Raw genomic sequence first — 20,446 nt, forward strand, 5'->3', positions numbered from 1 at the left:
ATCAGGCCCCGGATCCTCACTGAACAGTCAGGCGCGTGGCCTTCTGGTCGGCATCGAAGATGAACTTGCGCGGCCAGGGCTGCCATTCCTGCCCCAGGCCCGCATGGTTGGGGTTGCCGGTATGCACGAAGGCGCGCACGCTGTCCATCATCACGCCCGAGAGCGCCAGGCGCCCCGGCTGGTTGGCCGTGCTGTTGGCCGCCTTGGCCAGCAGCGAAGGGCCGAAGTTGCCGAACACGAAGGGCAGATCGAAGCCGTGGGCCGCTCCGTACACGTCATTCCAGGGCGCGGGCTGCTGGGCCCAGTTGAACTGGTAGCTCCAGACGTTGGCCTGCTGGGTGCGCAGGGTATTGAGCAGGCTGTCGCGGCTCGGTTCAATGAACACACTGCCCAGCAGCTTCATGCGTGCGTTGTAGCCCGTGGCAGGGGCCGTGACCGGCAGGTAGGAGGCATCGACGATGTCCGCCACCGTGAGCGTGGTGGGCGCATCGGGATTGAAGGCCTGGGTCATCGCGAAGCGCTCGGCATCGCTGATCTTCATGCCCGGCTTGCCGCCCAGCAGCGCCAGGAAGGGTGCGAACAGCTTGGCCTCGTCGGCCGTGTAACCCGAGAGCACCGGCACCTTGTGGTAGCGGCCGGCGGCCATCTCGGCGATCGGATCCACCGGCAGCACCACACCGTCGGGAATCGGGCCGGAGCCCGTGAGCCCGCTTTTCAGCACCGTCTGCAGCACCACGCGGCCGTCCTTGCCGCGCAGGTAGCTGGCGGTCTGTGCAGGTGTCCAGCCAGCCACCAGTGCCGCTGCAGCCGCAGCGTCGGGCGCCAGGCCATCGGCCAGCGCCAGCGCCGCCAGCAGCGCCGCCGCCTGGCCCGCGTATTTGGAGGCCGGGTTGAGCGTGGGGATGGAGCCTGCAGGCAACTGGCTCGCCAGCGACGTCCCACCGCTGATCGGCAGGGCCTTGTGGAACAGGCCCGCCGCCTGGGGCGAGGTGAGCAGCGCCAGCACGTTGCCGGCACCGGCCGACTGCCCCATCAGCGTGACGTTGCCGGCGTTGCCGCCGAAGTTGCCGATGTTGCGCTGGATGAAGGACAGCGCCTGCACGTTGTCGAGCAGCGCGTAGTTGCCGGTGTAGGCCTGCGTACCAGTGTGCAATTGCGGCATCTGGAAAAAGCCCAGCACGTCGAGCCGGTAGTTGGCCGTGACCACCACGGCATTGGCGGAACGCGCCAGCGCCGCACCGTCATACACCGGGTCGGCCGTGTAGCCCGAGATGGCGCTGCCGCCGTGCAGGAACAGCAGCACGGGCAGGTTGTCCTGTGTGGTCGCGGGGCGCCAGATGTTCAGCGTCAGGCAGTCCTCGTTGCCCACGGGCGTGCCCAGGGTCTGGCCAATGCTGTCGTCGAAACGGTTGTTGGCACCAGGCCCATACAGCCGCCCCATCTGCAGGCAGGCATTGCCGAAGCGCGTGGCATCGCGCTCACCGCTCCAGGCGACGGGCGCCACAGGGGGCTGCCAGCGCAGTTCGCCCACGGGGGGCCTGGCAAAGGGAATGCCCTTCCACGAATAGGTGCCCGTCGTGGTACTCGCGTCCGCACCGCGCACGCTGCCGTACGCGGTCTCGCGCACCTCGGGCCCAGTGCCCGAACCACCGCCACAGCCGGCCACCGCCAGCACGCAAAGAACGGCTCCCAGGCATTGCACACGCCAGCGCATATCGACCATGTCTTGTCTCCTTCGGGGTTTTTGGAATGGGTGGCGCCTCTGGTTCGGGTACAACCGCGAACAGGGCACAACCTCGACCGTGATTGTGGAAAGCAGCTGGCCATTCGTTACTATCGCAACCTTGCCAAAACACTGACTTCAGAGCACCACCCCGCGTAAACCCTGAGCCGATCCCCCACCCGATGAATCCCCGTACAAGCTCCGCCGCCTGGGTGCGCGGCACCACCGACATGATGGCCGCCGAAGGCCTGCCCGTGGCCGAGCTGTGCAGCGAAGCCGGCATCGACCTGGCTGCGCTGCAGCAGCCGCACGCACGCGTGGACGTGGACCGGATCAGCCAGCTGTGGGAGCTGGCCGTGGCACGTTCCGGCAAGGTGGCGCTGGGCCTGTGCCCTCAGCTCACCGCGCGCTACGGCAACGTGGACGTGGTGGGCTATGCGCTCGCATCGGGCCCCAACCTGCTGGTGGGCTTTCAGCACCTCACGCGCCACATGGCGGTGATCTCGGATTGCACCGCCTTCGAGCTCACGCACGAAACGCGCGGCTACTGGTTCTCGATCGCGCACATCGGCGGTACGCGCCCCGTTCCGCGCCAGCGGGTTGAATACGCGCTGCTCACCCTGTTCACGCTGTGCGGCTGGCTCACGCGCCGCGAGCTCACGCCGCTGGCGGTGGAGCTGACCACGCCGCCGCCCTCTCCGGGCAGCGAGGTACGCTACGAAAAAGCCTTCGGCCTGCTGCCGCGTTTTGGCCAGCCGGCCAGCCGCATCCTGCTGACCGATGCCGACATGCTGGCCGACATCCCCACCCACAACCCGAGCCTGTGGGCCATGCACGAGCGGCTGGTGGAGACCGAACTCGACCACCTGGGCCATTCGCTGGCGAGCACGCGCGTGCGCGCCGAGGTGGCGCGCATCCTGCACAAGGGCGAGCCGCGCCGCGACGACATCGCTGCGCGCCTGAACATGACCGACCGCACCCTGCAGCGCCGGCTGCAGGCCGAATCGGCCACCTACCAGCAGTTGCTGGACGACACGCGCTGCGAACTGGCACGCCAGTACCTGGCCGACCCGCGCCGCAACCTCACCGAAGTGGCCGACCTGCTGGGCTTTGCCGACCAGAGCAACATGTTCCGCGCCTGCAAGCGCTGGTTCGGCATGCCGCCCGGGCAGTACCGGGCCCAGCTGCAGCAGGGGGCCTGACAGCAGGCCCGCCGTGCCGGTTTCAGGCGTCCTCGGGAATAAGCCCCTTGCTGTTGAACGCGATCTGGCCGTACATCAGCTCATAGACCAGTTGCTTGATCTCGATCTGGTTGAACGGATCGCCGTCCTTGAAGCTCACCTCCCACTCCCGCGTCCCCTCGTCATTGAGCACCACCGAGTCCGGGCGCAGGCGCACGGCAAAGATGGGCAGCCGGGTGCCGGTGAGAGGGTTGAGCGTGAGGAACATGACCCGGCCCCACACCATCTCGGCGCCATCGCTGCAGATCAGCAGGTAAGGCGACGACTCACCCGAGGGCGTGGTGATCACCACGTCCTGCCCGACATCCGCCACGAAGAAACCGACATCAGGCAGGCCGCTGGCCTGCTTGAGCGAGGCAAGGAACGCCGTGTACGCCTGCCGGATTTCATGGCAGTCGCGCGCTCTGCGCAAGGCCGTCTGGCTGTTGGCAGGCATCTTCTCTGTGAACATGGGCAATCTCCGGTAGATCACCGACCGTGGCAGGTGGGGAGGCTGCGGTCAAGAAAATTAAGACCATCGCACAGGCGGCCATGGGCCGGCGCAAGGGAGTCGGGCTTCAGCCTTTGCGCTCCGGCACCATCTGGATAGTGCCCACCCCTGCCTGGCGGCGCGGCGCGAGCCAATGCACCCACAGGCCCCTCAGCCACGCCAGGGTGAAGACCAGCGCCAGCACCAGCACCCCCGCGTGCTGCAACTGCCATGCGGTGTAGAAGGCAAACGGCTGCGCCATCAGCCCGGCCAGGCAGGCACAGCGCCGTACCGGCTCATGGGCGGACTGGGACAGCCACACGGCCACGGCGCCGAGCACTGCGATGGCCCATTGATCGAGCGCCATGCCAGCGATCTCTGCGCCCGGCATCAGGCCAAGCGCACTTCGAAGTACGCGCCATCGACCTCGCCCAGGCCCTGGTAGCCGGCTTCGCGGGCGGCGTTGGCGGCCTTCGTCCACTGGCCGGCCAGCGCCAGGTCCTCGGGGCTGGCCTCGCTGCCGTCGGACTCCTGCAGCTGCACCACGGCGCGCAGCGCCTCGGCCACCACTTCGGCACCGCCCAGCTTGCGCTCCAGCACCCGCAGGTACCGGGCCTCGGCCGCCATGCGCTCCTTGGGAGGCAGTTCAGGGTAGTCGCGCAGGGTTACGGTACAGGTCGTTTCGATGGCTTCCATGGAAGACTCCTTTGAGATACTGGGAAAATATACAGTATTTCAGAGCCAAAAGCACGTCCTGACCACCCCGCTGTGGCAACGGCGCCGCAGTAGGAGCCTGTCGGACTTGGAGCGTCGAAAGCGAACATCGGCCCCAGCGAGGACAGTTTTTGCCGGATTTGCAGCCCCATAGCCAGGCTATGGGGCAAAAAGGCGGTGAAAAATGGACCGCTGCGGCCGATTTGCAGCCGACGATTTCCAAGTCCGACAGGCTCCTGGCGCCATGCCTGGGTTCAGGCGTCTACCAGTGCCGCCCGGGCCACCTGGTTGCGTCCGGCCCGCTTGGCCTGGTACAGGGCCTCGTCGGCGCTGCCGTAGGCCGCGTCAAAGCTGCTGCCGCGCTCCTGCCAGCTCACGCCGAAGCTGGCGGTCACGCGGCTCCCGTCCGGCAACTGGAAATCATGGGCCGCGATGGCCCGGCGCATGCCCTCGGCCACATGGGCCGCAGATTCGAGCGAGAGGCCGGGCAACAGCGCCGTGAACTCCTCGCCGCCCACGCGCCCGATCTGGGCGATGGAAGGTGCCACGCCCTTGAGGCAGTCCACCACGCCGCAGATCACCGTGTCGCCGACCGGGTGGCCGAACGAATCGTTGACCCGCTTGAAATGGTCGATGTCGAGCACGATCAGCGCCAGGCTGTCGCTGGCCAGGTAGCGGTTGGAGCGCTCGATGATGGCCGCGCGGTTGAGCACGCCGGTGAGCGGGTCGTGCGTGGCGCGGTACTCCAGCTGGCCGGTGAGGTCCTGCAGGCGCTGGTTGAGCTGGTTCATCTCCAGCTCGGCCCGGTCGCTGCGCCGCACCATGCGGCGCGTTTCGCGCAGCAGGCGCTCGTAGGAGTTCAGCAGTTCACCCAGGGCGTGGCGGTGCCCCCCCGGGGGGCTGGCCGCATCATCGAAGGCCAGGCGGGCCGCGAGCAGGGCACGGCTTTCGGCGTCGAACAGGTCAGGTGCGTCGGACATCGAAACCCGTCACGCCGATTTCACTGCGTGGTTGACGAACTGGATGGCCGTGAAGTCGTCCTTGAGCTCCTGGCCGAACTCGAAAATCGTGTCATCGTCTTCGTCATGGAACCAGTTGAGCACCACCTCGTTGCCCGCCTCGGCCGCATCGCTGAGCAGGCCGACCAGGTTGAACAGCATCTTGGTGCTGGAGCTGTTGAAGTACGCCAGGGCAATGCTGACCTGGATCTTCTGGTCGCTGCAGGCGCTCAGGTACGACCCCAGCTGGCGCAGGATGTCGCCATAGAACGCCGCGGCGTTCTCGGGGTACGACTCGCCGCGCAGGCTGAGCGCGTTGTCGTCGAACTTGAAGTCCACTTCCGGCGAGCTGGGGGTGGGGGGAATATAGAGGTTGTCCATCCGGGATTTCAGGGTGTGGGGCCAGGGGTTCTAGGCCCGAAAACAGAAGAAGGTCAGGTCGTCGCGGCGCTGGTGGCTGCCCTGCCAGGCCTGCAGCGCCTGCTGCATGGCGGCGTTGAGCTGCGTGGGGGTCTGCTCACCCTGGGCCACGATCACCTCCTGGATGCGGCGCTTGCCAAAGGTGATGGCCTTGGGACCGCCCACCTGGTCGATCAGGCCGTCGGTGGTCACGAACACCAGGCTGCCGGGTTCCAGTGCCACGCTGCGCGTGGTCCAGGTGTAGTCAAACGCACTGTCCACGTAGCCCACGCCCTTGCGCTCGCCGGCCACCAGCTGCACGGCGTTGGCACCGGGCGCCAGCACGAAGAGCGAGAGGTTCGCGCCGGCAAAGCGCAGTTCGCGCGTGGCGGGCTCGTACCAGAAGCAGGCGGCGTCCATGCCGTCATCCGATCCCGGCGTATCGTCCTGGCCATCCATCTGGCCGAGCATCTGCTTGATGCTGCGGTTGACGCTGGAGAGCAGTTGCGCCGGATCGCGCGGGCCGTACTGCTCGATGGCCTTGCCCAGGGTGCTCGATGCGATCAGCGTCATGAAGGCGCCGGGCACGCCGTGGCCGGTGCAGTCAGCCACCATGGCAAACCAGCCATCGGGCAGGGTGGTGAACTGGTAGAAGTCGCCGCCCACCACGTCGCGCGGCTCCCACACCAGTGCCGCATCGGCCTGCGCCTGCACCAGCGCATCGCGCGAGGCGCGCAGCATGGAGCGCTGGATCACGCTGGCGTACTCGATGCTGTGCATCACCTGGCGGTTGCGCGCAGCCTGCAGTTCGGCCACCACGCGCATCAGCTGCAGGCCGTGGCCCACGCCGACGAAGGCGCCGTCACGGGCGACGATGAAGCCGTCCGACAGCGCCTTTTCGCCATACTCCACGGTCTTGAAGGTCAGTTCCTCGATGCCCATCTCGGCATCGACGATCAGCGGCGCCTTGTCCATGAAGGCGATGCAGTTCTTGCGCCCGTAGATTTCCCAGCGGTAGGGCTTGCTCATCTCGGACATGAAGATGTCGCGGTTGATCAGCCCGATGGGGCGGCCCTTCTCGACCACCGGCAGGCTCACCAGGTCCTTGTGCTCGGAGAAGATCTCCATGACCTTTTCATTGGTCTCCTCGACCGCCATCCAGGGCACCTCGACACACATGTCCCCGGCACTGGGCTGGCGAAATCGCGGACGGCAGTCTTGCAGGTAGGCAGGGAGTTCGGACATGAAGAAGGGCCGGCGCGGCAGAAAATGTCACCAGAGCTTACAAGTCGCATATTGCGGTTGCGTGACAAATGGCCCCGGCCTCGCCGGCCATGTCATTCACTGGGCGCCATGCCCGGCACCAGCCGGCCATGCCCCGCCTGCCATCGGCCCGCCATGGCGGGGGCCGCGGCCGCCCGCGTGGCAGAGCGCGGGTCGCGGCGCACCAGTTGCTGCAGGTACTGCGTCAGCGGCAGGGGCTTGGCGATGCCAAAGCCCTGCACATAGTCCACACCATAGGCAGCCAGCAGGGAGCGCTGGGCCGGCGTCTCGACGAACTCGGCGATGGTCGTGAGCCCCATGGTCCGTGCCACGTCGCAGGTGGCCAGCACGATGCGCTGGTCGACCCGCGAGGACAGCACGTCGCGCACGAAGCTGCCATCGATCTTCACGAAATCGAGCGGCAGCGATTTGAGGTAGTCGAAGGTGGCGAGGCCCGTGCCGAAATCATCGAGCGAGGTGCGCGCGCCCATGGCGCGCAGGCTGGCCAGCAGGTCCACGGCGCGGCTGCGCTGCACGATGCCGGCGGTCTCCGTGACCTCGAAGCAGAACATCGCGGGGTCGAGCCCGCTGGCGGCCAGGCACTGGTCGATGTGGGCCAGCAGCCGCGGGTCCGACACCGACGAGCCCGACAGGTTGATCGCCACCTTGCCCAGATCCCGGTGGGTGATGCCATGGGCCACCAAGGCGGCAAACACCTGCGTGATGACCCACCGGTCCACCTGGGGCATGAGCCCATAGCGCTCGGCCAGGGGCAGGAACTCCCCGGGCAGATGGGTTGCCGTGCCGCCCGATGCCCAGCGCAGCAGCACCTCCACCCCCAGGTCGCCATCGTGGTCGCCATGCGCCGAACGGATGGGCTGGCAGGCCAGCCACAGGCCACTGGCGTCGGGGCTGGCGGCAGGCAGGCGCAGCGCGTCCTTGAGCGCCTCGACCTGCGAGAGCTGCCCTCGGCGGATGCGCATCAGGTGGCCCGGCGCCAGGTCACCGCCCTGCGCGTGGCGGTCGCTCAATGCGGGATCGCCGTCCACCTCGCACAGCAGCATCAGTGCTGCCAGGACGTCGTCGCCCAGCGCCTGCCCCTCGTCCAGCGGCAGCAGCCCGAGTGCGGCCTGGATGCGCACACTGCGCTCGGCAAAGACATAGCGGCGCCCGTCGAGGGCGGCACGCAGCTGCAACAGCCGCGCGGTCACATCACCCCCTGCCAATGGCACCGCCACCACGAAAAAGCCATCGCGTGGCCGCGCGTAAAAACAGCTGCGACCCCATTGGTTGCGCAGATAGATAGACACGTCCTGCTCGATCTCGCGCGTGCGGCCCAGGCCGATCAGTCCCACCACATGCTCCAGGTTGTGCAGGCTGATGCCCACCAGATGGACCGCCCCCGCCGCCTGGAGGGTCTTGAGCAGGCCGCGCTCGTTGAGAAAGCCCGTCAGGCCGTCGTGGCTGGCGGCCTCGTGCAGGCTGCGCTCCATCTGCCGGCGATGCTCCATCGTTGCCGAGGCAAAGAAGCTGAGCGCTGCCAGGCAGACCATGAGCACGGCCTGGTCCAGCACGACCAGGTAAGGGCTTTGGCCGGCCATCAAAGGCGGCGCGAACGCCAGCAGCGTCAGCGCCGAGAGCGCCGTGGTCAGGTGCACGAACAAGGGGCTGCCACGGTAGGCTGCCCAGGCCACCAGCAGAAAGACGATGTAGCGCGCCGATGGGCCCACGCCCACACCCGCCAGGGAAGGGCCCCAGTGCGCCACCGCCATCACCGCCACCAACCCAGCCACCCAGAAGGTCTGCCAGCGTGCCCAGCGCAGCGGGCCCGCCCTCCAGCCTCCATCGAGGGCATGGGCGGCCAGCTCGGTCAGCCGGCAGAACAGCAAAATGCCAAACACCTCGGACATGCCCATGACCCCCGCCACGCGCAGGACACCGCCCGGCGGCTCGCCCGGCGTGAGCAGAAACTGCCAGCTGCCCAACGCCGTGAGGACCGCCGCCCCCGGCAGCACGGTCAGCGCGTGGAAGCGGATGGCCGTGGCGACCGGGTTGCGCCCCGCCTCACTGCGCCGGTCACGCTGTACCAGCCACCACACCAGCAACACAGCGGCCACCAGGGCCGCCACGCCGATCAGCGACTGCAGCACGGGGATGCCATGCAGTGCATGCCACAAGGCCACGGCCGTCCCCAGGTACCACAGCATGCGCAGCCCATACGCCAGCACCAGCCCGATGGCGATGCCATCGGCCGGCCAGATGAGGCTCATGTCCAGGCTTCCGAAGGCATAGGCCTGCGAGGCCTGGGCCACCACCATCCACAGCAATGCGCCCGCCAGACCGCGTTGGTAGTCGAAAGGCAGCAGGCTGCTTGCTGGCACAGGTGTCGAGGGCATAGGGGTTGCAGGAGAGGGCAACCCGCAAGTTGCCCGGCGGCAATGCGGAGCAAGGACGCCGCAGCGCCCCGAACCCCACCTTCGCATGGCAATGTGACAGGAATGAGGCATGCTGTGGCTTTCGTCCCGCAGAGCGTGACTCGGTCAGGGCATGGCCAAGCCCGGGACATCCGCTGACAGGCCACCCGGGCATCCTGCGCTACGCTGGCCACGCCCTTCTCCGACCCTTTCGCCATGCACCCTCCTGTCCTTGCCCCGCACAGCCATCTGCCCGGCCGCCGCGCCCAGGCCTTGTCCACGGCGTTGGCAGCGCTGGCCACCCTGGCAGCAGCGCCCACCATGGCACAGCCGCGCGAAGAGGGCACGCTGGCCCCTGTCGAGGTACAGGGCAACGCCGAGGCCCAGCGCCGCTTCGACAGCGCGGCCAGCCACACCAGCGTGCAGGTCGATGGCTTCACCGCGGCCACGCCGCTCGTGAACCTGTCGGAGCTGCTGGCCGGGCAGGCCGGGGTGGTGGCGCTGGAGCGGCAGAACTACGCCCAGGACCTGCAGATCGCGGTGCGCGGCTTCGGAGCGCGCTCCACCTTCGGCGTGCGCGGCGTGCGCATCCTGGTGGACGGCATCCCTGCGACCATGCCCGACGGCCAGGGCCAGGCGGCCACGGCGCAGCTGCAGTCGGCCGCGCAGGTGGATGTGCTGCGCGGCCCGCTGGCCCAGCTCTATGGCAATGCGGCTGGCGGCGTGCTGCAGGTGAGCACACGCGAGCCGCGCGAGGGCGGCGCAGCGCAGGCTTCCATCGCGGCAGGCTCGTTCGGCCAGCGGCTGGCGGACGTGTCGTTCGACTTCGGCGACCGCACGCTGGGCGGCTTGCTGGACGTATCGCGTTTCGAGACCGACGGCTGGCGCGAGCACAGCGCCGCGCGGCGCACCCACCTCAACGGCAAGCTGGTGGCACGCCCGGACGCGGACACAAAGATCACCGCCCTGCTCAACCTCTACGACCAGCCCAATGCGCAGGACCCGCTGGGCCTCACGCGCGCGCAGTTCCATGCCAACCCACGCCAGGCACCCGAGGTGGCCAGCACCTTCGGCACGCGCAAGTCGGTGGCACAGAACCAGTGGGGCCTGGTGCTGGAGCGGCAACTGGGCGCGGCCGACAGCGTGCGCGCACGCGCCTATGGCGGCACGCGCCGACTCACCCAATACCTGTCGTTCAGCGGCGCGGCCGAAAACAGCGCAGGGGGTGTGGTGGACCTCGACCGCGACTACCATGGCCTGGGCCTGGCCTGGACGCACACCGCCAAAATGCCGTCGGGCCTGCCGCTCACCTGGACCCTGGGCGTGGACGCCGACCGGCTCACCGAGCAGCGCCAGGGCCGGGTCAACCAGAACGGCGAGCCGGGGGCGCTCCGGCGCAACGAGCGCGACCGCGCGGGCAACACCGACCTGTTCGCGCAGGTGGATGCATGGATCACGCCCACCTGGCGCGCCATTGCCGGCCTGCGCGCGAGCCGCGTGAACATGCGCGTGGCCGACCACTTCATCACCCCCACCAACCCCGACGACAGCGGTGCCCGCACCTGGCGCCAGACCAGCCCGGTGCTGGGAGCGGTGTGGAGCGCCAGCGACCAGCTCAACCTGTATGCCAACCTGGGCCGCGGCTTCGAGACCCCGACCCTGGCCGAGATGGCCTACAGCCCGGGCAACACCGGGCCCAACTTCGGCTTGGCCGCCTCGCGCAGCCGGCAGATGGAGATCGGGGCCAAGTGGCAGGCAGACATGCACCAGGTGCAGGCGGCCTGGTTCGACGCGCGCAGCCAGGGCGAGATCGTGCCCGCCGCCACGGTGAACGGCCGCACCATCTTCCAGAACGCCGACAACGTGCGCCGCCGCGGGCTGGAACTGGCCTGGAGTGCGCAGGCCGGCGCCTGGAAGCCGCGCGCGGCCTACACCTATCTGGATGCCTTTTTTGGCGATGCCTACACCGGCGCGGGGGGCGCCCGCGTGGCCGCCGGCAACCGCCTGCCCGGCACCGCGCGCCACGTGGCACAACTGGCGCTGGACTATGCGCCCACGGCCGCCTGGCAACTGGGCGCCACGCTGGATGTGTCCGGCAAGGTGTTCGCCAACGACGTGAACAGCGAGGCGGCACCCGGCTTTGCGGTGGTGGGCCTGCGCGCCGGATACACCTTCGGCAAGGCCGCCGAAGCCAGCCCGCGCTGGCAGGCGTGGGCGCGCCTGGACAATCTGCTGGACCGGCGCTACGCCGGCTCGCTGATCGTGAACGACGGCAACGGCCGCTTCTTCGAGCCGGCCGCCGGGCGGCGCATCATGGTGGGTCTCAGGGCCCGGTTTCTATAGCGGCGGCCGAACAGCCCCTTCTTCTCTCAAGCCGCGGCAGAGAAGACCGAAGGCGTGTCCTGCATGCCCTGGCGCCAGGTTTTCACGTCCGGAAACTCGCGCGTGCAACCGGTGCACAGCAGGCGTTCGGTGGCACGCAGTACGCCAAGGGTGTCACGTGCCACGACGCGGCGGTAGCTGGTCGCACCGCAGAAGCCACAGGAATTCGCAGGGGTGTTTTTTGAGGATTGCATTGCTGATTGCTTATACAGCAGTCGGCCAGCGCATTCCCGCATCCGAATATTGCCCCTCCATCACCCTGGCGGCCGTTGAAGAGCTTTGGCAGCACATGGCGCCGCAATGGTCAAATTTGCAGCGGCTTATCGAATTTTCACTTCCAACGCCCGTTTTCAAGGCGGCCTTGCATGTAACACCTGCAACGCCAGGGACCCGCTTTTCAGGATCGGGGTCCATATGAACGAAAATACGCGGTTTTGCCCACCGGGGACCGCCCCCGATGCCAGCCTCTCCAGTGAGGCATGGCGCAGTGGATTGGTCTTTTCCCCGGATGTCTCTGCCCCATCGACTCGATAGTTCACGCCTCGTCGTCCTGCTTGCGCAATGGACGCAGGCGCAGCGCGCCCAGGCGAGCAACGATGTGGCCGAGCAACTGGGCCGGTGGCTGAGCGTGGTGGATGCGGTCGAGCTCAACGGCTCACTGCGCTCCATAGAAACCCACGCCACCCAGGCACCGGCGCCCCAGGAACCGGCCCTGGACCCGCTGGCACTGGAGGAACTCTTCCAGAAGACCAAGACCGACCTGATGCGCCTGGCCACGGTGCCGGCCAAACCGGCGCGGCCCGTGCGCGAGCGTGCCGACAACACGCCCGTCGAGCAGCCCGATCCGTCGGTCCAGGCCGATTTCGCCGCCCACGGGCCACGCTACCTGGAATTGCAAAAGCAGATGGATACGCGCCTGGTGGCGCTGCGCGCACAGGTGCGGGCCGGCCTGCTCAAGGGCTCGGCGGCACTGCGCCAACTGGCGGCGCTGGACGGGGTGATGGCACAGATGCTGGGCGCACGCGAAGAGCGGCTGTGGGCCTCCCTGCCCGGCCACCTGGAACGGCGCTTCGTGCAGCTGCGAAAGGCCCACCAGGCACGGCTTGAGGAATCGGGCCAGGCCGATGACCCGCAGCGCTGGCGCAGGGCCGGCGGCTGGCTGGCCAGCTTCGAGCAGGACCTGCAGGCCCTGCTGCTGGCCGAGATGCAGGTGCGCCTGCAACCGATCATGGGGCTGCTGGAAGCAGCCCGCAACGAGAACAGAAGAACAGGTAATCAGGAATGAACAAGAGTGTGACGGCCGGCGTGTTTGCAGCCGGCCTGGCGGTGGTGGGATGGGTGGCCTGGGGCTTCGTGGGGACCAGCCCGCTGGCGCTGGCGATGACCGGCGTGATTGCCAGCGTGTACCTGCTGGGCGCCTATGAGCTGGTGAAATTTCGCTCGGCGAGCACCTCGCTTGCCGCTGCGCTGGCGGACGACCCGGCCCAGCCGCAGACAGACCTGGGGGCCTGGCTGGAACGCCTGCACCCCGCCTTGCGCACACCGGTGCGCCAGCGCATCGAAGGCGAGCGCGTGGCACTGCCCGGCCCCGCCCTCACCCCCTACCTGGTGGGCCTCCTGGTCATGCTGGGCATGCTGGGCACCTTTCTGGGCATGGTGGTCACCTTCAATGGCGCCGTGTTCGCGCTGGAGGCATCGTCCAACCTCGAAGCCATCCGCGCGGCACTGGCCGCGCCCATCAAGGGTTTGGGCCTGGCGTTCGGCACCTCGGTGGCCGGCGTGGCCACCTCGGCCATGCTGGGCCTGATGTCCGCCATCGCCCGGCGCGAGCGCCTGCAGGTGCTGCGCCTGCTCGACACCCGCATTGCCACCCTGCTGCGCCCCTTCTCGGCGGCGCACAGGCGCGAAGCGATGTTTGCCGCCCTGCAGGCCCAGGCCCAGGCCATGCCGCTGATTGCCGAGCGCCTGCAGAGCCTGGTGGAGGGCCTGGAACACCGCCACGGGCAGCTCAATGAGCAACTGCTCACCCAGCAGCAGGGCTTTCACCGCGAGGCAGCCAGTGCGTACACCACGCTGGCCAGCACCGTGGGCGCGTCGCTGCAAGAGAGCCTGACTACCAGTGCCCGCCAGGCGGGCGACACCATCCGCCCCGTGGTCGAGCAGGCCATGGCCGCCCTGGCGCAGGAGGCCGAGCGCTCGCACCAGCGCCTGCGCGAGGCCACCGATGCGCAGATGCAGGCCCTGTCCGCCCAGTGGGAAGGGACGGCGCGCCAGGTGGCCGCCACCTGGACCGATGCCCTGCACAGCCACACACAGACCCAGGGCACGCTGGTGGCGCAGCTCGATGGCGCCTTGCAGACCGTGACCCAGGGGTTCGAACAGCGCACCAGCGCCTTGCTGGGCGCGCTCCAGCAGACAGTGGACCAATCCCACGCAGCCCAGGCGGCGGCCGACCAGCAGCGCCTGGAGGGCTGGAACCGATCCATGGACCACACGGCCAGTGCGCTCACAGCCGAGTGGCAGCGCGCCGGCACACAGGCGGCTGCACAGCAGCACGCAGCAGGCCAGGCCTTGGTCGGGGCCGCCAGCCAGCTTGAGCGCACCCTCCAAGCCGCCCACCAGGCCTTCGACCAGCGGGCCAGCGCCCTGCTGGCATCGCTGCAGGACACCGTGGCGCAATCGCACGCGGCCCAGGCACAGGCCGACCAGCAGCGGCTGGAAGGCTGGAACCGGTCCATGGAAGGCATGGCCGGCACGCTGGCCGCCGAATGGCAGCGCGCAGGCCACCAGACGGTGGAGCAGCAGCGTGCCGTGGGCCAGGCCCTCGAAGGCGCGACCACACAACTCGACCGCGCACTGCAGGCTGCCACGCAATCCTTCGAGCAGCGCGCCAGCGCCCTGCTGGCATCGCTGCAGGACACCGTGGCGCAATCGCACACGGCCCAGGCACAAGCCGACCAGCAGCGGCTGGAAGGCTGGAACCGGTCCATGGAAGGCATGGCCGGCACGCTGGCCGCCGAATGGCAGCGCGCAGGCCACCAGACGGTGGAGCAGCAGCGCGCCGTGGGTCAGGCCCTGGAAAGCGCCGCGACGCAGCTCGACCGCGCACTGCAGGCCGCCACGCAGTCCTTTGAACAGCGCGCGGGTGCGCTGCTGGCGTCGCTGCAGGACACCGTGGCGCAGTCGCACACCGCCCAGGTGCAGGCCGACCAGCAGCGCCTGGAGACCTGGAGCCGCTCCATGGAGGGCATGGCGGGTGCCGTCACGGCGCAGCTGGAACGCGCGGGCACCCAGGCCGCAGAACAGCAGCAGGGCTTGTACCGCACGCTGGAGGAAACGGCCGCCCAACTGACCGAGCGCATGTCCGACCAGGTGCAGCAGACCCTGGGCAGCACCACCCGCGTGATGGAGCAGTCCGACGCGCTGCTGCGCACGCGCGTAGAGGCTGAAGCCCGCTGGGAACAGGCCCAGGGCGAGCGCATGGAGGCGCTCACCAGCGTGTGGCGCACCGAGCTGGCGGCCCTGCGCGATGACGAGGCCGCGCGTGGCCAGGCGGCCGTGGACCGGCTCGATACGCTGCAGACCGCCGTGGCCGGGCACCTGGCTACGCTGGGCTCGGCCCTCGAAGCACCGCTCACGCGCCTGCTGCAGACGGCGTCCGACGTGCCGCAGGCCGCAGCCGAGGTCATCACCCAGCTGCGCCAGGAGATGACGCGCCTGGGCGAGCGCGACAACCTCGCGCTGGAAGAGCGCACGGCGATGATGGACCAGCTCGCCACGCTGCTGTATTCCGTCAATGAGGCCGCCGTACAGCAGCGCGCGGCCATCGAATCGCTGGTCGGCTCGGCCGCCCAGGTGCTCACGCAGGCAGGCCAGCAGTTCAGCGAAGCCCTGGGCACGCAGGCTGGCAAGGTGGACGAGGTGGCCGTGCATGTGGCCGCCAGCGCCGTGGAACTGGCCAGCCTGGGCGAGTCGTTCAGCCATGGCGTGGGCCTGTTCACCGCCAGCAACGACAAGCTGTTGCAGGGCCTGCAGGGCATCGAAAGCGCCATCGGCCAGTCCCTGGGCCGCAGCGATGAGCAACTGGCCTACTACGTGGCCCAGGCGCGCGAGGTGATCGACCTGAGCATCTCCTCGCAGCAAGGCATCGTCGAAGACCTGCGCCGACTGCACGGCCAGGCCGCTGCAGCGGCCCCGCAAGGGGTGGCCGCGTGACCGGTTTCGACGACACGCTGGACGACGCCACCGAGCAGACCGCCCCCGTATGGGCCGTGTTCGGCGACCTGATGGCCGGCCTGCTGGGCGCCTTCGTGCTGATCCTGGTGGGCGTGCTGGTGGTACAGATCGACCTGGTCGCCAGCCTCAAGCAGGAAGTGGAAAAGCGCCAGATGGAAGAGCAGCGCCGCATGGCGCTGGAAAAAGCCCTGGCCATCCCCCTGGCGAGCGGCCGCGTGACGGTGAGCAACGGCCGCATCGGCATCAGCGGCAGCGTGCTGTTCGGGGCAGGCTCGGCCGAGTTGCGACCCGAAGGCCGCCAATTGCTCACGACCCTGGTGCAACCCCTGCTGGTGTACCTGCGCGAACGCGACGAAATGCTGATGGTGAGCGGCTTCACCGACAACACCCTGTTGCGCAGCGGCGGCAACCAGCGCTTTGCCGACAACCTGGAACTCTCGGCCCAGCGCGCGCTGACCGTGACGCGCGCCCTGGCCGAAGAAGGCATGCCCTCGTCCCAGGTGTTCGCCGCCGCCTTCGGCGCCGAGCAGCCCGTGGCCGACAACGCCGACGAAAAGGGCCGCGCGCAGAACCGCCGCGTGGAGATGGCCCCGGTTCCCAAGGCCCCCCAACCCAAGCCACCATGAGCGAGCAGCCCACGCTGGAGTCATTGAAGGCCGACGGCAGCGACGGCCACGACGCCGCGCGCTTTCACTACCTGGAGGCACTGGCGCGGCGCATGCAGACGCAGCCACCCGCCGTGCAGGCGCTGCTGCAGCAACGCCTGCAGGCCGCCGTGGCCGACTACGCCGCGCGGGCCGGCACTGCACCCGCCACACCACCAGCATCCCCGGCCACCTGCACAACGGACTCGCCCCTGTCCCTGCTCAACCGCGACCTGGCTGCGCGCGCGCGGGCGGAGGCCGACCACGTGCGCACCAGCGAAAGCGCGAGCATGTCGGAGATGAAAAGCGTGCGCCAGTTCAGCGAGGTCTGGTCCAAGATCTCCGCCGACCAGCAGGTCACGCAGGCGCTGCACAAGGCGCCCGAAAACGCAGGCCCGCTCAACTCGCACAAGCTCATGCTGCGCTCGCTGGGCCTGATGCGCGCCCTTTCGCCGGACTACCTGCGCCGGTTCATGGCACAGATGGATGCGCTGCTCTGGCTGGAGCAGACCAATGCCGATCTGGCGCGCCCGGCGCCCAGGGCGCCCCGCCCGAACCGCACCAGGCGGTAATCGAGCGACAGGCAAGCGCGCCCTGCGGCTACCATGCCGGGCATGAACCCGCCAACGCCTGGGGACGCCCCGCCACCGCATCGCCAGGCACTGCGCGCCATCGCCGCCTTCGAGGCCCTCAAGGGCTTTGCCGCCCTGGCGGCCAGCCTGGGATTCGTGGGGCTGCAGCACCACGACCTGCACCACATCGTGGCCTCGCTGATCGGGCACATCGGCCTCGCGCCCGGCGACCGCTATCCGGCCATGGTCCTCACCGACATCGATCACCTGATGGGCACCGACCTCAAGCCCTTGCTACTGGCCGCCGCAGCCTATGTGCTGGTGCGCTTCGCCGAGGCCTATGGCCTGTGGCAGGACCGGTGGTGGGGAGAATGGCTGGGCGCGCTGTCTGGCGCGCTGTACGTCCCGTTCGAGCTGTGGCACTTCGCGCACCACCCGAGCGTGGCGTCGGCCGCCGTGGTGCTCGCCAACCTGGTCGTCGTGGGATTTCTGGGGCAGCAACTGTGGCGGCGCCGGCAGGGGTGAACGAGCCCCAATCCACGCCAATTGACGCGAACTGGCAGGCATTGGCCAAGAAAAAGGCGCTCATCCGGTCAGGATGAGCGCCTTTGGTCAATAGGTGGTGGAGCTGGCGGGAATTGAACCCGCGTCCGCAAGCCTTCACCAGGCAGATCTACATGTTTAGCGGTCTGATTTGGATCTCGCCGCCTGTGTCGCGCAGTCGCACGCTACACCGGCCGCCAGTACCCTTGAATCTCGCCCCAACCCAAGGTACCCGGATTGGAGCCAGCCCATGTAATTATCCTTGCAGCCGGGAGGCGCTGATTGCTCAGAACCCCCTTGCCCAGCCCATCGGCCAACTGTTGCAAGGCTCACTGGCAATTAAGCAGCGAGTGCGAAACGTTCGTCGTTTGCAGTTAGTTTGTTAAATCGAGATTTACGAGCGTGAATCAAGCTCGACATGCACCACACTGACTCCGAACCCACGTCGAAACCAGGACAGCCCCAGACTTCCTATTTTAGGCCTGTCCCAGCAGTTGCAAGAGCTCGGAGGGAGATTTAATTGCAGCATGTGCGCCCCAGGCATGCGGCGCCTGGGCGGATCCCAGGTAGCCGTAGGTGGCAGCGACGGTGCCCATGCCGGCGGCCAGGCCCGCGATGATGTCGCGCTCATCATCGCCCACGTAGATGCAATGGCTGGGGTCGATTTTCAAGCGCGCCGCCGCCTCCAGCAGTGGCGCCGGGTGCGGCTTGGCGTGCGGCGTGGTGTCGCCGCTGACCACGGCGCCCGCGCTGGCAAACAGCGGCATGGCGCGCGTGAGCGGGTCGGTGAAGCGCATGGCCTTGTTGGTGACCACGCCCCAGGCCAGGCCCCGGGCCTGCAGCGCCTCGACCAGTGCCGGCACGCCGTCGAATATCTCGGTGAGCACCGTCATGCGCGCTTCGTAGTTGGCGAAGAACTCCTCGCGCAGGGCGGCAAACTCCGCATCCTCGGGCTTGAGGCCGAAGGCCTCGCCCAGCATGCCGCGCGCTCCGGCGCCGGCCATGGGGCGGTAGCGCGCCAGCGGCAGGGATTCCATGCCGCGGTCGGTGCGCATCTTGTCGGCGGCGGCGGCGAGGTCGGGGGCGCTGTCGATCAGGGTGCCGTCCAGGTCGAACAGCACGGCGCGGATGTTGTGGAATACGGGGCTGGGGAAAGATGTCGTCACTGGCAAAGGCTTTCGGGTCGGATCAGGCGGCGCGCCGTGTCGCAAACATGTAGTTCACACTGGTGTCGTTGCTCAGCCAATAGCGCTTGGTGATCGGGTTGTATTCCAGTCCCCGGGTCTGCAGCACATCCAGGCCTGCAGCACGGCAGTGCGATGCCAGCTCGCTCGGGCGGATCATCTTGGCGTATTCGTGCGTGCCGCGTGGCAGCATGTTGAGCACGTACTCCGCCCCCACGATGGCCAGCATGAACGCCTTGGCATTGCGGTGGATGGTGGAGAAGAACACCCAGCCGCCGGGCTTGACGAGTTCGGAGCAGGCCTTGACGACGGAGGCCGGGTCGGGTACGTGCTCGAGCATCTCCATGCAGGTCACCACGTCGAAGCTGGCGGGCTGCTCCAGCGCAAGGGCCTCCACGCTGATCTCGCGGTACTGCACCCCTTTGGTGCCAGCTTCAAGCGCATGCAGTTGCGCCACGCGCAGCGCCTTGGCGGCCAGATCGATGCCTGTCACGTCGGCCCCCTTGCGCGCCATGGAGTCGGCCAGGATGCCGCCACCACAGCCCACGTCAAGCACGCGCTTGCCGCCCAGGCCGCTCAGGGCGTGGATCCAGTCCAGGCGCAGGGGGTTGATCTGGTGCAGCGGGCGGAACTCGCTCTCCGGATCCCACCAGCGGTGGGCCAGCGCGGAAAACTTGGCCAGCTCGGCCGGGTCGGCATTGAGGGGAGGGGTAATGGTCGTTTCTTCGCTCATGGTGTGCATTGTCAACGATGCTGCATCGGGCCCAATCCCCAAGGGAATGCTCTTGCTGCCCATATATAAGAGCACGCACTGGCCACCCAGGGGTCCGCGTTTCGTACCCGTACAAAAACAGGGAAGGTCCAGACGAAAAAAAGCCCCGTTGCCGGGGCTTTCTTGGTGCGAACCAATCGAGAGATTAGTTGGCGCGGGTGCCAACCACTTCGATTTCCACGCGGCGGTTCTTGGCGCGGCCTTCAGCGGTCTTGTTGTCAGCCACTGGTTGCTTTTCGCCCTTGCCTTCGGTGTACACGCGGTTCTTTTCGATGCCCTTGGACACCAGGTAAGCCTTGACGGCTTCGGAACGACGGACCGACAGCTTCTGGTTGTAAGCATCGGAGCCCACGGAGTCGGTGTGACCCACGGCGATGATGACTTCCAGGTTGATGCCCTTGACCTTGGAGACCAAGTCGTCCAGCTTGGCCTTGCCCTCTGCCTTCAGCACCGACTTGTCGAAGTCGAAGAATGCGTCAGCAGCGTAGGTGACCTTGCTGGCCATCACTGGTGGCTGAGCAGCTGGAGCTGGTGCTGGAGCTGGAGCTGGAGCAGCGCCAGGAGCTGCAGCTGGAGCAGCAGCGGCGGGTGCCGGAGCGGCAATGGCGCCATCGCAGCCTGGAGCGGCGGTAGCCGGCGTCCAGTTGGCATTGCGCCAGCAGTATTCGTTGGTGCCGTTCTTCCAAACCAGTTGGCCAGAAGCGTCTCTCCAGTTGTCAACAGTTTGTGCGCCAGCGGCGGTTGCAAGCGCTGCAGAGGCAAACAACATCGCCACTTTGTTCAGTTTCTTCATGGTTCTCCTCTTGGGGAAAAAGCCGCAGCCGCGCTGCGAATCAGGACGCTTGAGGTGACCATCACCCAAAGCGTTCAAACGATTGTGCCATACGTAACT

General features: G+C 67.9%; 19 protein-coding genes and 1 other RNA gene. 7 read left to right on the forward strand and 13 right to left on the reverse strand.

Annotated features, from left to right (window positions below; all coding sequences use genetic code 11):
- Window positions 1-16: 16 nt before the first annotated feature.
- Window positions 17-1,723: a carboxylesterase/lipase family protein gene (locus tag AC0IZS_RS31015; protein WP_471639174.1), complete on the reverse strand. Its 1,707-nt coding sequence runs from the start codon at window positions 1,721-1,723 to the stop codon at window positions 17-19.
- A gap of 182 nt (window positions 1,724-1,905) precedes the next feature.
- Between AC0IZS_RS31015 and AC0IZS_RS31020 the strand changes: the two genes are divergently transcribed.
- Window positions 1,906-2,925 carry an AraC family transcriptional regulator gene (locus AC0IZS_RS31020; protein WP_471639175.1) on the forward strand — a complete coding sequence of 340 codons (1,020 nt, stop codon included), beginning with the start codon at window positions 1,906-1,908 and terminating at the stop codon, window positions 2,923-2,925.
- A gap of 22 nt (window positions 2,926-2,947) precedes the next feature.
- Here the strand turns inward: AC0IZS_RS31020 and AC0IZS_RS31025 are convergent, their stop codons facing one another.
- From AC0IZS_RS31025 to AC0IZS_RS31055, 7 genes are all read right to left on the reverse strand, one after another.
- Complete coding sequence (locus AC0IZS_RS31025) at window positions 2,948-3,415, reverse strand: hypothetical protein (protein ID WP_471639176.1); 468 nt, start codon at window positions 3,413-3,415, stop codon at window positions 2,948-2,950.
- Window positions 3,416-3,521: 106 nt separating this feature from the next.
- Window positions 3,522-3,800 carry a hypothetical protein gene (locus tag AC0IZS_RS31030; RefSeq protein WP_471639177.1) on the reverse strand — a complete coding sequence of 93 codons (279 nt, stop codon included), beginning with the start codon at window positions 3,798-3,800 and terminating at the stop codon, window positions 3,522-3,524.
- 23 nt (window positions 3,801-3,823) lie between these two features.
- Window positions 3,824-4,129, reverse strand: coding sequence for a hypothetical protein (locus AC0IZS_RS31035; protein ID WP_471639178.1), 306 nt, complete (start codon window positions 4,127-4,129; stop codon window positions 3,824-3,826).
- Window positions 4,130-4,401: 272 nt separating this feature from the next.
- Complete coding sequence (locus tag AC0IZS_RS31040) at window positions 4,402-5,127, reverse strand: GGDEF domain-containing protein (RefSeq protein WP_471639179.1); 726 nt, start codon at window positions 5,125-5,127, stop codon at window positions 4,402-4,404.
- Window positions 5,128-5,136: 9 nt separating this feature from the next.
- The gene (locus AC0IZS_RS31045; RefSeq protein WP_471639180.1) at window positions 5,137-5,526 is read right to left on the reverse strand and encodes a DUF1987 domain-containing protein; all 390 of its coding nucleotides are present in this window, start codon (window positions 5,524-5,526) and stop codon (window positions 5,137-5,139) included.
- Window positions 5,527-5,556: 30 nt separating this feature from the next.
- A complete protein-coding gene (locus tag AC0IZS_RS31050) occupies window positions 5,557-6,789 on the reverse strand; it encodes a SpoIIE family protein phosphatase (RefSeq protein ID WP_471639181.1) in 1,233 nt (410 codons plus the stop codon).
- A 92-nt stretch (window positions 6,790-6,881) separates the two neighbouring features.
- On the reverse strand, window positions 6,882-9,203 hold the full coding sequence (locus tag AC0IZS_RS31055) for an EAL domain-containing protein (RefSeq protein ID WP_471639182.1): 2,322 nt from the start codon (window positions 9,201-9,203) through the stop codon (window positions 6,882-6,884).
- 234 nt (window positions 9,204-9,437) lie between these two features.
- Here AC0IZS_RS31055 and AC0IZS_RS31060 point away from each other — a divergent pair, with 234 nt between their 5' ends.
- Window positions 9,438-11,564, forward strand: a complete 2,127-nt coding sequence (locus tag AC0IZS_RS31060; RefSeq protein ID WP_471639183.1) for a TonB-dependent receptor family protein — start codon at window positions 9,438-9,440, stop codon at window positions 11,562-11,564.
- Between the two features lie 26 nt (window positions 11,565-11,590).
- Here the strand turns inward: AC0IZS_RS31060 and AC0IZS_RS31065 are convergent, their stop codons facing one another.
- Window positions 11,591-11,728, reverse strand: a complete 138-nt coding sequence (locus tag AC0IZS_RS31065; RefSeq protein WP_471639184.1) for a hypothetical protein — start codon at window positions 11,726-11,728, stop codon at window positions 11,591-11,593.
- 383 nt (window positions 11,729-12,111) lie between these two features.
- On the opposite strand from AC0IZS_RS31065, the gene AC0IZS_RS31070 reads away from it, so the two are divergent.
- From AC0IZS_RS31070 to AC0IZS_RS31090, 5 genes are read left to right on the forward strand one after another with little or no spacing between them, the layout of a single operon-like run.
- On the forward strand, window positions 12,112-12,888 hold the full coding sequence (locus AC0IZS_RS31070) for a DUF3348 family protein (RefSeq protein ID WP_471639185.1): 777 nt from the start codon (window positions 12,112-12,114) through the stop codon (window positions 12,886-12,888).
- Entirely contained in the window at window positions 12,885-15,818 is a 2,934-nt protein-coding gene (locus AC0IZS_RS31075) for a DUF802 domain-containing protein (RefSeq protein ID WP_471639186.1), read from the forward strand. Before AC0IZS_RS31070 ends, AC0IZS_RS31075 begins: the two co-directional genes overlap by 4 nt.
- On the forward strand, window positions 15,815-16,465 hold the full coding sequence (locus AC0IZS_RS31080) for an OmpA family protein (protein ID WP_471639187.1): 651 nt from the start codon (window positions 15,815-15,817) through the stop codon (window positions 16,463-16,465). Before AC0IZS_RS31075 ends, AC0IZS_RS31080 begins: the two co-directional genes overlap by 4 nt.
- Window positions 16,462-17,055 (forward strand): DUF2894 domain-containing protein, encoded by a 594-nt coding sequence (locus AC0IZS_RS31085; RefSeq protein WP_471639188.1) that lies wholly within the window; start codon window positions 16,462-16,464, stop codon window positions 17,053-17,055. Before AC0IZS_RS31080 ends, AC0IZS_RS31085 begins: the two co-directional genes overlap by 4 nt.
- A gap of 42 nt (window positions 17,056-17,097) precedes the next feature.
- Window positions 17,098-17,580 carry a DUF2127 domain-containing protein gene (locus tag AC0IZS_RS31090; protein ID WP_471639189.1) on the forward strand — a complete coding sequence of 161 codons (483 nt, stop codon included), beginning with the start codon at window positions 17,098-17,100 and terminating at the stop codon, window positions 17,578-17,580.
- Between the two features lie 95 nt (window positions 17,581-17,675).
- On the opposite strand, the gene ssrA is transcribed toward AC0IZS_RS31090, so the two are convergent.
- The 4 genes from ssrA to ompA all read right to left on the reverse strand — a co-directional run bounded on the left by ssrA (window position 17,676) and on the right by ompA (window position 20,347).
- Window positions 17,676-18,062: a transfer-messenger RNA gene (gene ssrA, locus AC0IZS_RS31095) on the reverse strand.
- Between the two features lie 12 nt (window positions 18,063-18,074).
- The gene (gene gph, locus AC0IZS_RS31100; protein WP_471639190.1) at window positions 18,075-18,764 is read right to left on the reverse strand and encodes a phosphoglycolate phosphatase; all 690 of its coding nucleotides are present in this window, start codon (window positions 18,762-18,764) and stop codon (window positions 18,075-18,077) included.
- Between the two features lie 22 nt (window positions 18,765-18,786).
- A complete protein-coding gene (gene ubiG / locus AC0IZS_RS31105; RefSeq protein ID WP_471639191.1) occupies window positions 18,787-19,515 on the reverse strand; it encodes a bifunctional 2-polyprenyl-6-hydroxyphenol methylase/3-demethylubiquinol 3-O-methyltransferase UbiG in 729 nt (242 codons plus the stop codon).
- 184 nt (window positions 19,516-19,699) lie between these two features.
- Window positions 19,700-20,347, reverse strand: a complete 648-nt coding sequence (gene ompA / locus AC0IZS_RS31110) for an outer membrane protein OmpA (protein ID WP_471639192.1) — start codon at window positions 20,345-20,347, stop codon at window positions 19,700-19,702.
- Window positions 20,348-20,446 lie beyond the last annotated feature (99 nt).

This window comes from Acidovorax sp. AC410, assembly GCF_979253235.1.